Raw genomic sequence first — 12,483 nt, forward strand, 5'->3', positions numbered from 1 at the left:
AAAGTCTAAGACCGGGCTTAAACGTCGGTATGAGTCGGATGCGCTTGACCCCCGACGGTAAAGAACCCAAACCATCGGCCTTCGCAAAAGAGGACGGGGAGATTCGGGACGATGAATGATGCCGTGCGCAAGCTCAGCCAGGCTGGTCACGACAATGCGGAGCTTCACCACCGCGAGGCGCCGAACAACGTCGAGGCCGAACAGGCGCTGCTGGGCGCCATTCTCGTCAACAACGATGCCTATTACCGCGTCTCCGACTTCCTGAAGCCGATCCATTTCCACGAGCCGCTGCACCGCAAGATCTACGAGCTTGCCGGCGACACGATCCGCATGGGCAAGATTGCCACGACGATCACGCTCAAGACGCACCTGCCGACGGACGGACGGGTCGGCGACCTGACGATCCCGCAATATCTTGCGCGTCTGGCGGCCGAGGCCGTGACGATCATCAACGCGGAAGACTATGGCCGGGCGATCTACGATCTCGCACTGCGTCGCTCGCTGATCAATATCGGTGAGGACATGGTCAACATCGCCTATGACGCGCCGCTCGACATGCCACCGCAGACGCAGATCGAGGACGCAGAACGCCGGCTGTTCGAACTGGCCGAAACAGGCCGCTACGACGGCGGTTTCCAGTCGTTCAACGATGCGGTGGCGCAGGCGATCGACATGGCCGGTCAGGCTTTCGAGCGCGATGGTTCGCTGTCGGGCATTTCCACCGGCATCCATTCGCTCGACGCCCGCATGGGCGGCCTGCAGCGTTCGGACCTTATCGTGCTTGCGGGACGTCCCGGCATGGGCAAGACCTCGCTTGCCACCAACATCGCCTATAATATTGCGGCGTCCTACGAGCCCGAAGTGCAGGCGGACGGTTCGTACAAGGCGCGCAATGGCGGCGTCGTCGGCTTCTACTCGCTCGAAATGTCGTCAGAACAGCTGGCGACCCGTATCATTTCCGAGCAGACGGAAGTGTCCTCCTCGAAAATCCGCCGCGGCGACATTTCCGAGGCCGATTTCGAGAAGCTCGTCGCCTGCAGCCAGATGATGCAGAAGGTGCCGCTCTATATCGACCAGACCGGTGGTATTTCCATCGCCCAGCTCTCGGCACGCGCCCGACGCCTCAAGCGCCAGCGCGGTCTCGATTGCCTTGTGGTGGACTACATCCAGCTCATGACCGGCTCGGGCAAGTCGAGCGACAACCGCGTGCAGGAAATCACCCAGATCACCACGGGCCTCAAGGCGCTGGGCAAGGAACTGAACGTGCCGATCATCGCGCTCTCCCAGCTCTCCCGTCAGGTGGAAAGCCGCGAGGACAAGCGCCCGCAGCTTTCGGACCTTCGCGAATCAGGCTCCATCGAGCAGGACGCCGACGTGGTGCTCTTCGTGTTCCGCGAGGAATACTACGTGAAGAACCTCGAGCCGCGCGACGAGTTCGATCCGAAATACGAGGAATGGAAGATGAAGTTCGAGGGCGTGAAGGGGACGGCCGACGTCATCATCGCCAAGCAGCGTCACGGACCGACCGGCACGGTGAAGCTCGCCTTCCAGTCGGAATACACCCGCTTCACCGACCTCGCCGACCCGTCCTTCACCCAGTACGAGCATTGAGGCCGGGTTCAAGCCGCTTATATCTGTCACGAACGGCCGGGCCCTGCCCGGCCTTTTTGCGCGCTTACTTCTTGGAAAAGGCCGGCGCTTTGCAGGTGCCGGCGACGATGGCGAGCGCCTTGCGGGCGCGCTCCTTTTCCCGCGCGTCCGTCAGTGTCAGGTCCAGCCGGTCGGAGCAAACCGGGTCCGAGGCGGCTTCGCCCGAAAGCGACATGCGGCTGGAGCAGTGCAGATCCTTGCCGGTGAGAACGATCTGCACGGCCTTTTCCGAATCGACCGGCACCGGCTTCACGCCCGCGATCATGTCGTCGGCCGAAGCGTAGGCGATGACGGACGTGACACGGCGCAGGTCCACCATGCCGAAGGTCAGGGTTGCCCATTGGTTGGGAAACTGCAGCGCGGACATGAAGCGGGAGCGGCATGGGGCGCCGCCCACTTCGAGACGGGTGACGAGGCGCGGCGCATCCGGGTTTTCGACGATGGAATAATAGACTGCGGCAGCGTGGTCCTTCTCGGGCGTTCCATCGTCTCGGGCAAGGCCGAGCAGCGCCGCATGGGCATCCCGGATATCCGCGTCGGTCGGGGTCTCCTGCGCGAGGACGGGCATGGCCAGGAGAAACATCGCAGCGGCAATGATCAATGGTTTTCTGCGCGCCATGCTCGCTCCTGTTTGCACCGCACCATAGGGCCGGCGCCGGGCCGCCGCAATGCGCGCGCCGACCGTATTGCGGCCACAGTCCACAGGCTGTATTTCCACACGATGAGCAAACTTTCAGCTTCCGGCCGCCCAACGCTTCCTGTCGCAGGCGAGGATCATGCCCGCCTGACGATCGACCTTTCCGCGCTTGCCGACAACTGGCGCGCCATGGACCGCCGCTCCGGCGCGGCCCGCACCGCCGCCGTGCTGAAGGCCGACGCCTACGGAATCGGCCTGGAACCCGCCGCCAAAACCTTCCATCAGGCCGGCGCGCGCGACTTCTTCGTCGCTACGCCCGCCGAAGGCGCTGCTGTGCGTGCCGTTCTGCCCGATGCGCGCATCTATGTGCTTTCGGGCATGTGGGCGGGCGCCGAGCGGCTGTTCTTCGAATTCGACCTTGTGCCGGTCATCGTCTCGGAGGAACAGCTTGTCGTGTTCATGTCCGCGATTGCTGATGGCGGCGACATTCCCTGCGTGCTGCATGTCGACACCGGCATGAGCCGTCTGGGGCTGAGGGTGGAGGATGCGCTGGCGCTTGCCGAGGACATCGCACGGCCCGCGAGCTTTTCGCCGATCATGCTGCTGAGCCACCTTGCCTGCGCCGACGAGCCTTCCCACGCGCTGAACCGACAGCAGCTCCAGCGCTTCCGCAGCGTCATTTCCGCCTTCGGCGATATCGACGCGACGCTTGCCAATTCCGCCGGTATCTTTCTTGGCGAGGACTATCACTTCACCCTCACCCGCCCCGGCATCGCGCTTTATGGCGGGGCCGCGGTCAATGGCGTGCCGAACCCGATGAAACCGGTCGTCACGGCGGAGGCCCGCATTCTCCAGGTGCGCGACGTGAAGGCCGGCGAAAGCGTAGGCTACGGCGCCGCCGTGGTCTGCGCGCGCGATACACGCGTGGCCATCGCCGCCATCGGCTATGCGGACGGCTATATGCGCAGCCTTTCCAGCGCCGGCATACCGCTGCGCCAGACCGGCCTTGCCGGCCCGAGCGGCATGCTGCATGGCCACCCCGTGCCGATCATCGGCCGCGTGACCATGGACCTTACGCATTTCGATGTGACGGCCCTGCCCGCCGGAAGCGTGCGGCCGGGCGATTTCATCGAACTCTTCGGAAGGACCATGCCGATCGAGGATGTGGCGCGTGCCGCCGGCACCGTTGATTACGAGCTTCTTACAAGCCTGGGCAACCGCTACGAACGGCGCTACGAGGCGTTGAAGAAGTAGATTTCCTCACGACGGCGACGTGCTCACACCCATCGGCGAACTGGACTTGTTCCCGTTTTGTGCTATTGCCACTAGCGACTGATACCGGAGATTAAGTCCTGATGGCGAAAGGCCGCACTCAATTCGTCTGCCAGAACTGCGGCACCGTGCATTCCCGCTGGGTGGGAAAATGCGAGGGCTGCGGCGAGTGGAACACCGTGGTCGAGGAAGACCCGATGGGTGGCATCGGCTCGGGCCCCGGCAAGGTGCCGAAGAAAGGCCGGCCCGTCGCGCTGACGGCGCTGTCGGGCGAGATCGAGGAAGCGCCGCGCATCCATACCGGCATCGCCGAACTCGACCGCGCCACGGGCGGCGGCTTCGTGCGCGGTTCGGCCGTGCTGATCGGTGGCGATCCCGGCATCGGCAAGTCGACGCTGCTGATGCAGGCCGCTGCTGCCCTCTCCCGCCATGGCCACCGCATCATCTATGTCTCGGGCGAAGAGGCCGTGGCGCAGGTCAGGCTGCGCGCGCAGCGTCTCCAGGCACACCAGACCGACGTGCTGCTGGCCGCCGAAACCAATGTCGAGGACATCCTGGCCACCATCGGCGAAGGCAAACGACCGGACCTCGTCATCATCGATTCGATCCAGACGCTGTGGAGCGATACGGCGGAGGCCGCGCCCGGCACGGTGACGCAGGTGCGCACCGGCGTGCAGGCCATGATCCGCTTCGCCAAGCAGACGGGCGCGGCCATGGTGCTGGTTGGCCATGTCACCAAGGAAGGCCAGATCGCGGGACCGCGCGTCGTCGAACACATGGTCGACGCCGTGCTCTATTTCGAGGGCGACCGCGGCCACCATTACCGCATCCTGCGCACGGTAAAGAACCGCTTCGGGCCGACGGACGAGATCGGTGTCTTCGAAATGTCCGACAAGGGCCTGCGCGAGGTTTCCAACCCGTCAGAGCTCTTCCTTGGCGAGCGCAACGAAAAGGCGCCCGGTGCCGTGGTCTTCGCCGGCATGGAGGGCACGCGGCCGGTGCTGGTTGAGGTGCAGGCGCTGGTGGCGCCGACCTCGCTCGGCACACCGCGCCGCGCCGTCGTGGGCTGGGATTCGGCGCGCCTTTCGATGATCCTTGCGGTGCTGGAGGCCCATTGCGGCGTGCGGCTCGGTCAACACGACGTTTACCTCAATGTGGCGGGCGGCTACCGCATCTCGGAGCCGGCGGCGGACCTTGCGGTGGCCTCGGCGCTGGTTTCCTCGCTTGCCGGTCTTGCCCTTCCCGCCGATTGCGTCTATTTCGGCGAAGTCAGCCTGTCGGGCGCCATTCGTCCGGTTGCGCACACCGCCCAGCGCCTCAAGGAGGCGGAAAAGCTGGGGTTTTCGCAGGCCCTGCTGCCAGCGGGTTCAGCCGAACTGCCCAAGGGCACCGGCGGCCGCTGGAGCGAGATCGAAGGCCTGCCGGACCTGGTGGCGCGCATCGCCGGATCGAAGAGCGCTCTCAAGCGGGAAGACGAGGACGTCTGACGGCCTTCGGCAGCGGGTCAATGCCCTGTGGGAAACACGGGTTTGAAGCGTGCCGAACCGGGACGGCGAAGACGCCTTCCGCTAATGTGCGCTTCGCACGGGGCGGGCCTGGCGACATTTCGGGTTTGGAGTAGGACGAACATGCCCATCACAATTCTCGACGGTATCGTCATCGGCGTTGCGCTGTTCTCCGCCGTGCTGGCGATGGTGCGCGGCTTCTCGCGCGAGGTGCTCTCCGTCGCAAGCTGGGTCGGTGCCGCAGCCGCCGCCTATTTCCTGTATCCCGTCCTTCTGCCCTATGCGAAGGACTATACGACGAGCGACACGGTCGCCCTGGTGGGTTCCGCCGCCGCCATCTTCCTCGTCGCGCTCATCGTGATCTCCTTCATCACCATGCGCATCGCCGATTTCATCATCGACAGCCGTATCGGCGCACTCGACCGCACCCTGGGCTTCCTGTTCGGCGCGGCGCGCGGCATCCTGCTCGTCGTTGTGGCCATGCTGTTCTTCAACTGGCTGGTGGCGCCGCAGCAGCAGCCGTCCTGGGTCACCACCGCGAAATCCAAGCCGCTGCTCGACAATCTCGGCTCGCGCCTCGTGGCGCTGTTGCCGGAAGATGCCGACGCGACGATCATCGATCGCCTGCGCGGCAAGCAGACCGACGGCGCCACGGAGGATCCGGACGGCGCTGCCGGCGGAACGAACCAGGCGCCCGCCGAAGAGACGCCCGCGACGAACGGATAAGACAATCAGGGGAGCCGCCGCTCGCGAAAATTGACGAAGGCAGGCTCCCCGTTTTTTTGTTAGGATGAAAGAACAGCCACTGATGCTTCCGGGCCTCGGTGGCAAATGCTTTAGGCCATCCCCATATGGGCATGGCCGGAGCGGTGAAGACCCCCGTGCAACCTCCCAGGTTCCGAGCAAAGGCTTGCAGCAATGAGCGATTTCCTGTTCCCCGGCCGCCACGATGACGATCTCGACGGCGATACGCTTCACGAGGAGTGTGGCGTTTTCGGCATTCTGGGCCATCCCGATGCTGCAACGCTGACCGCGCTTGGCCTGCATGCGCTCCAGCATCGCGGCCAGGAGGCGGCGGGTATCGTCTCCGTCGACGGCATGCAGTTCCACACAGAAAAGCATATGGGCCTCGTCGGCGACCATTACACCAATCCGGTGACGCTGGCGAAGCTGCCCGGCAACATGGCGATCGGCCACACGCGCTACTCCACGACAGGGGAAGTGGCGCTGCGCAACGTGCAGCCGCTGTTTGCGGAACTGGAAGTCGGCGGCATCGCCGTCGCCCATAACGGTAACTTCACCAACGGCCTGACGCTGCGCCGTCAGCTCATTGCCGGCGGCGCCATCTGTCAGTCGACCTCGGATACGGAAGTCGTTCTCCACCTCATCGCCCGCTCGCGCTACACCAACACGACCGACCGCTTCATCGATGCGATCCGCCAGATGGAAGGCGGCTATTCGATGCTCGGCATCACCCGCACGAAGCTGATCGCCGCGCGCGACCCCACCGGTATCCGTCCGCTCGTCATGGGCGAACTCGACGGCAAGCCGATCTTCGCCTCGGAGACCTGCGCGCTCGACATCATCGGCGCCAAGTTCATTCGTGACGTGGAGAACGGCGAGATCGTCATCTGCGAGATCCAGCCGGACGGCTCGATCACCATCGAGGCCAGGAAATCCGGCAATGCGCAGCCGGAACGGCTCTGCCTGTTCGAATATGTCTATTTCGCCCGTCCCGATTCCGTCGTCGGCGGCCGCAGCGTCTATGTGGCGCGCAAGAACATGGGTATCAACCTTGCGAAAGAACACCCGGTCGAGGGTGACGTCGTGGTGCCCGTGCCGGATGGAGGCACGCCCGCGGCTCTGGGTTACGCCCAGGAGAGCGGCATCCCGTTCGAATACGGCATCATCCGTAACCACTATGTGGGCCGCACCTTCATCGAGCCGACGCAGCAGATCCGCGCCTTCGGCGTCAAGCTGAAGCACTCGGCCAACCGTGCGATGATCGAGGGCAAGCGCGTCATTCTCGTGGACGATTCGATCGTGCGCGGCACCACCTCGCTGAAGATCGTACAGATGATCCGCGACGCCGGTGCCAAGGAAGTGCATGTGCGCGTGGCGAGCCCGATGATCTTCTATCCGGACTTCTACGGCATCGACACGCCGGATCGGGACAAACTTCTGGCCAACCAGTATGCCGACGTCGACGCCATGGCGAAGTATATCGGTGCGGATTCGCTGGAGTTCATCTCAATCGACGGTCTCTACCGGGCCGTCGGCGGCGAGGATCGCAACCCGGCCCGTCCACAGTTCACCGATCATTACTTCACCGGCGACTATCCGACGCGCCTCCTTGACAAGGAAGGCGAGACGATGGGACGGAAGGTCTCGGTTCTGGCAAGCAACGGATAATTGAAGACAGCATGAGCATCGACCTGAAAGACCGCATCGCGCTGGTCACCGGCGCGTCGCGCGGGATCGGCTATTTCACCGCCCTCGAACTGGCCAAGGCGGGCGCCCATGTGATCGCCTGTGCCCGCACCGTCGGGGGGCTGGAAGAACTGGACGATGCCATCCAGGCCGCGGGCGGCTCGGCCACGCTGGTGCCCTTCGACCTCGCCGACATGGCGGCCATCGACAAGCTCGGCGGCTCGATCTTCGAGCGCTGGGGCAAGCTCGACATCCTCATTGCCAATGCCGGCATGCTCGGGGTCATCTCGCCGATCGACCATGTCGAGGCGAAGGTGTTCGAGAAGGTGATGAACATCAACGTCACGGCGACGTGGCGGCTGATCCGCTCGGTGGCGCCGCTGCTCCTGAAATCCGATGCCGGCCGCGCCGTGCTGCTCTCCTCGAGCGCCGCCCACAAGTGCAAGCCGTTCTGGGGGCCCTACTCCGCCTCCAAGGCCGCCGTCGAGGCGTTGGCCCGCACCTGGGCCGGCGAGACGCAGCGCACGGCGCTGCGCATCACCTCGTTCGATCCCGGCGGCACCCGCACGGCCATGCGCGCCCAGGCCATTCCCGGCGAAGATCCCTCGACGGTGCAGCATCCCTCCGAGGTGGCCAAGGCCATCCTGCCGCTCGTCGCGCGCGACTATGCCGAGACCGGCAAGCTGTTCGACATGCGCCAGGGGCGCCTGGTGGATTACCGCCTGCCGGAGTGATCCGTTGGCATGAGGAGTTGTGGATTGCCCCCTCTGCCCTGCCGGCCAGAGGGGGCGCTGGCGCCCTACTCCACCACCGTCCTCACCTCCACCGAAAGGCCCGGCGCCAGGTATTGCGACAGGTCCTGTCCGTCGTCGATGGCGATGCGGACGGGGATGCGCTGGGCGACCTTGGTGAAATTGCCCGTGGCGTTGTCGGGCCTGATGACGCTGAACTCCGAGCCAGCGGCCGGCGAAAAGCGCTCGACATGGCCCCTGAGCGTGGCGTGGCGGAAGGCATCGACCGTCACCTCCACCGCCTGCCCCGGCTTGATATAGGCAAGCTGGGTTTCCTTGAAATTGGCGATGACCCAGGTATCGCGCGGCACGACGGCCATGAGCTGCGTGCCGGCGGCGACATACTGGCCGAGCTTGACGCCGACCTCGCCGACCACGCCATCGCGCGGCGCGGTGATCGTGGTGTTGGAAAGATCGATCCGCGCCAGTTCCACGGCGGCCTCGGCGCCGGCAACGGCCGCGCCGAGCGAATCACGGCCGACGATGATCGTCTGCAGATCCTGCTTCGACACTTCGAGATTGGCCTGTGCCTGCGAGACCGCGGCCTCGGCCTGATCGAGCGTCGTACGGCTCTGCTCGAGATCGCTCTGGGTGGAGATGCCCTTGGTCGACAGTTCCTCGACGCGGTTCCAGTTTTCCTCTGCCCGACGCTTGGCCGAGGTGGCACCGCCGAGCGCGGCTTCGCTGGCGCCGATGCGGGCCTTGGCGGCATTTTCCTGCTGCTCTGAATTCGCAAGTGCCGCCTTCTGGCTGGCGAGCGTGGCCTCGGCCTGGGCGAGCTTCTGGCGGTAGATGCGGTCATCCAGGCGGGCGAGCACTTGCCCCTGCTTGACGCTCTCATAATCCTTGACCGCCACCTCCGTGACGTAGCCCGCGAGCTGCGGACTGATCAGGGTCACGTAGCCGCGCACATAGGCATTGTCCGTCGTCTGGACCTGGCTACTGAAGGGCGGAAGGCGCCAGGCATAGGCAACGACGACAATGCCGGCGACGCCAAGGATGACGGCCAGCGCCGTCGCAGTGTTGCGAATATACTCTTTCATGGATCAAGCCTTTGCGGCGGCCGCGCCCGAAACGGCGCCCGCCTCTCTGATTCGGACATAGATGCGGTGGATGGCGAGCGCGACGGCGGAGGCGACGGCCAGAAGCGCGATGACGAAAAACGCATCGTTGTGCGCGAGCACGTTCGCCTCGCGCGTCACCTGCTGGCTGAGCAGCGCCACACCCTCGGCCTTGAGCACCGCCTGATCTGTGATCGTACGGCCATAGCCGGCGGCAAGCTGCGAAACGCGCGCGGCGACGAGCGGATCGGTCAGGGTCATTGTCTGGGCGAGGATGTTGGAATGGAACTTCTCGCGCAGCGTGATGAAGGAGCCGAAGATCGCGGAGCCGGCAAGGCCGCCGAGGCTCTGCGTGACGAGGAAGACCACGATGAAGCTCAGGATGTATTGCGGGCCCTTGCGCAGTGCCATGGTGAAGCCCGCAGCGATGGCGGGCGGCAGAAACAGACCGCCGCCGGCGGCGATCATCGCCTGGCTGAAATACATATCGTGCGGCCGCGTCAGGTTGGTGGCGTGGCTGTCGAGCCAGGCGCCGACGCCGATCAGCATGAGCGCCGCCATGTGGATGCCGGGTTCACGGCTGGGCTTGAGGATCGCCGCGCAGACGAGCCCGCCCGCAAGCGTCGCCAGGGCGACATAGGTGTAAAGGCCGGTCAGCTGGCCGTTCTGCAGGCCCATGATCTGGAAGAAGTTGCCGGCCACCGCCGTCTGCTCGGCCAGCATGAGCCGGAAGAGGATGAGGACGGCGGCGAAATGCATCACCTCGCGGCTGAGGAGCCAGCGCAGGTCGATCAGCGGCGTCTCTCGATTGAGCTCGAGAACGGCCGCGATGGTGAGCGCGGCAATCATCACGACGGCCAGAACGCCGATCCACTCCGCCTCAAGCCACCAGTAGGTTCGGCCGACGACGAAGATCACGGCAGCCGAGCCGAAGCCGACGGCGATGAAAAGATAGCTGACGATAGCGCGCTTCTCGATGACCTTGGCACGCGGAATCGGGGTCAGCGGCAGGAGATAGATCGCCGCGAAGGACAGCATGGCAAGCGCGAGTTCGAGATAGAGCAACGCCCTTACCCCGCCGAGGTCGATCAGCGGCGGCGAGATGATGCGGGTCAGCGGCGCGGCCAGCCCGATATTGGTCAGCGCCAGCGAGATGCCGACGGTCAGCTTTCGCGCCGGTGAAAAGGCCTCCAGCATGTAGAGGAAGCCGAGGGACGAGAGGGGCGCGGCAGCCATGCCGGCGAAGAAGCGCAGCACGATTGCCGAATGCAGATCGGTGATGAAGATGTGCATTACCGAAACGACGAGGAAGACGGCAATGCCGAGTTCGGCGAAGTGGCGCAGACCATACTGGTTGCGGATCTTGATGAGCGCGATCGACAGCGAGGCGTTGGGCGCCATATAGGCCGCGACCAGCCAGACCGCCTCCGTGCTTGTCGCGCCAAGCGGGCCTTGCAGCTGCGGCAGATTGGCGGCGACGAAGTTCATGCCGAACCCCTGCGTCATGGCCAGCAATGTGGAGGCGGCCATGTAGAGGGCGGCACGGCCGGGTGGCATGGGCGGCGGTGCCGGTGGCGCGGCCACCGGCGTTACCGGCTCGGCCGGCTCGTCCAGCTCATCGCTTGGGGAAACCGTCCTCATGCCTCGACGCTGTCCCGGCAGCTCCTGGCAATGTTGTCCGACATGGCCGCGAAGACTTTCACTGTCGCGGTCATGTCGGCCGTGGAAATGTCGGCGAGCACGTCCGCCCGCAGCGAGCGCGCGAGATCGAGCACTTCGCCGGCCATGCGCGCGCCGTGCGGCGTCATGACGATCTGCTTGGCGCGGCGGTCGCCCTCCACCGACTGGCGGGCGATGAAACCCTGCTTCTCCATGCCGTCGAGCAGGCGCACCAGCGTCGGCGTCTCGATATCGAGTTCATCGGCCAGTTCGCGCTGGTTGAGCTGGGAGCCGCGCCCGAGAATCATCAGGGCGCGGGCGCGTGGCAGGGTCAGCCCCCTCTCCTTCACCCGCGCATCGAACAAGGCGCGCATCTTGCGCTGGACACGGGAGAGATCGTCGAGGAGGCGTTCACGCGGATCGGTCATCATCATCTTGGTAGCCCAAATATTATTAGCTTGCTATCTATTTGCTTGCTAGGTAATCCAAGGCATGACAAAAATCAAGCCCCGCCCAGAGGACTGGACGGGGCTTGCAGCAAGCTCACGTAAAAATGATTGCGGCGGTCAGTGACCGTCGGTTTCGGGAAACTCGCTGGCGGCCGGCGTGACGGGTGCAGACCAGCCGCCATATTTGCGCTTCCAGGACCGGGCGCCGAAGGGCAGCGTCAGGAGATAGGCCACGACGGTCACCACCATGGTTTCCCAGGTAAAGCTCATCAGGGTCGCCACATAGAGCACGACGAGCAGGATGCCGGGCAGCACGAGATCACGGCGGATGCGGCTGCCCTCGGACTTGCCCGACCAGACCGGCAGGCGGCTCACCAGAAGGAAGCCGATCACCACCGTATAGCCGGAGGCAAGGAAGGCGAAGAGCGGGCTCGGCGGCACGCCGAGGAAGCCGATATAAACCGGCAGGAGTACGAGCATGGCGCCGGCCGGGGCCGGCACGCCAACAAAGTATTCGCTCTGCCATTTCGCCTTGGTCTCGCGCTCGGCCATGACATTGAAGCGCGCAAGGCGAAGGCCCGCCGCGATGGCGTAGATCAGTGCCGCAATCCAGCCGAAGGAGCGGGCCTGATCGAGGATGAAGACATAGAGCACGAGCGCGGGCGCGACGCCGAAATTGACGATGTCGGCCAGTGAATCCATTTGGCCGCCGAACTTCGACGTGGCCTTGAGGAGGCGCGCCACGCGCCCATCGATGCCATCGAGGAAGGCGGCGAGCAGCACCATGCCCACGGCCAGTTCGTAGCGGTTTTCAAAGGCCAGCCGAATGCCGGTGAGGCCCGCGCAGATAGCAAGTACAGTGATGACGTTGGGAATGACGATGCGCAGCGGGATTTCGCGCAGGCGCGGCCCGCGCGCTTCGTCGTTCGGGCCATCAGGCTCATAGGGTGGAAATGGCGTTTCCATCGCGTGTCGTTTCTCTTGGTTGGACGCGGCCGCGGCGCAAAACGCCCCGTTGGCCACCTCGTT

11 protein-coding genes are annotated in these 12,483 nt (G+C 64.8%); 6 read left to right on the plus strand and 5 right to left on the minus strand.

What is annotated here, in order from left to right:
* Nucleotides 1–111: 111 nt before the first annotated feature.
* Nucleotides 112–1,611 (plus strand): replicative DNA helicase, encoded by a 1,500-nt coding sequence (locus MNR02_RS11250; RefSeq protein WP_241946835.1) that lies wholly within the window; start codon nt 112–114, stop codon nt 1,609–1,611.
* A 64-nt stretch (nt 1,612–1,675) separates the two neighbouring features.
* On the opposite strand, the gene MNR02_RS11255 is transcribed toward MNR02_RS11250, so the two are convergent.
* A complete protein-coding gene (locus MNR02_RS11255; RefSeq protein WP_241946836.1) occupies nt 1,676–2,269 on the minus strand; it encodes a hypothetical protein in 594 nt (197 codons plus the stop codon).
* Nucleotides 2,270–2,371: 102 nt separating this feature from the next.
* On the opposite strand from MNR02_RS11255, the gene alr reads away from it, so the two are divergent.
* From alr to MNR02_RS11280, 5 genes are all read left to right on the plus strand, one after another.
* Nucleotides 2,372–3,541 (plus strand): alanine racemase, encoded by a 1,170-nt coding sequence (gene alr, locus MNR02_RS11260; RefSeq protein WP_241946837.1) that lies wholly within the window; start codon nt 2,372–2,374, stop codon nt 3,539–3,541.
* 101 nt (nt 3,542–3,642) lie between these two features.
* A complete protein-coding gene (radA, locus tag MNR02_RS11265) occupies nt 3,643–5,046 on the plus strand; it encodes a DNA repair protein RadA (protein WP_241946838.1) in 1,404 nt (467 codons plus the stop codon).
* Nucleotides 5,047–5,187: 141 nt separating this feature from the next.
* Nucleotides 5,188–5,790, plus strand: coding sequence for a CvpA family protein (locus MNR02_RS11270; RefSeq protein WP_241596784.1), 603 nt, complete (start codon nt 5,188–5,190; stop codon nt 5,788–5,790).
* A gap of 192 nt (nt 5,791–5,982) precedes the next feature.
* On the plus strand, nt 5,983–7,476 hold the full coding sequence (gene purF / locus MNR02_RS11275) for an amidophosphoribosyltransferase (protein ID WP_241596798.1): 1,494 nt from the start codon (nt 5,983–5,985) through the stop codon (nt 7,474–7,476).
* Nucleotides 7,477–7,487: 11 nt separating this feature from the next.
* A complete protein-coding gene (locus MNR02_RS11280; protein ID WP_241946839.1) occupies nt 7,488–8,228 on the plus strand; it encodes an SDR family NAD(P)-dependent oxidoreductase in 741 nt (246 codons plus the stop codon).
* A gap of 65 nt (nt 8,229–8,293) precedes the next feature.
* Here the strand turns inward: MNR02_RS11280 and MNR02_RS11285 are convergent, their stop codons facing one another.
* From MNR02_RS11285 to pssA, 4 genes are all read right to left on the minus strand, one after another.
* On the minus strand, nt 8,294–9,328 hold the full coding sequence (locus MNR02_RS11285) for an HlyD family secretion protein (RefSeq protein ID WP_241946840.1): 1,035 nt from the start codon (nt 9,326–9,328) through the stop codon (nt 8,294–8,296).
* Between the two features lie 3 nt (nt 9,329–9,331).
* The gene (locus MNR02_RS11290) at nt 9,332–10,903 is read right to left on the minus strand and encodes an MFS transporter (protein WP_241948860.1); all 1,572 of its coding nucleotides are present in this window, start codon (nt 10,901–10,903) and stop codon (nt 9,332–9,334) included.
* Between the two features lie 80 nt (nt 10,904–10,983).
* Nucleotides 10,984–11,439 (minus strand): MarR family winged helix-turn-helix transcriptional regulator, encoded by a 456-nt coding sequence (locus MNR02_RS11295; RefSeq protein WP_371746664.1) that lies wholly within the window; start codon nt 11,437–11,439, stop codon nt 10,984–10,986.
* A 132-nt stretch (nt 11,440–11,571) separates the two neighbouring features.
* Nucleotides 11,572–12,420: a CDP-diacylglycerol--serine O-phosphatidyltransferase gene (pssA, locus tag MNR02_RS11300; protein WP_241596822.1), complete on the minus strand. Its 849-nt coding sequence runs from the start codon at nt 12,418–12,420 to the stop codon at nt 11,572–11,574.
* Nucleotides 12,421–12,483: the final 63 nt, after the last annotated feature.

The sequence above is a fragment of the Shinella sp. H4-D48 genome (assembly GCF_022637395.1).
Classification (GTDB): Bacteria; Pseudomonadota; Alphaproteobacteria; order Rhizobiales; family Rhizobiaceae; genus Shinella; species Shinella sedimenti.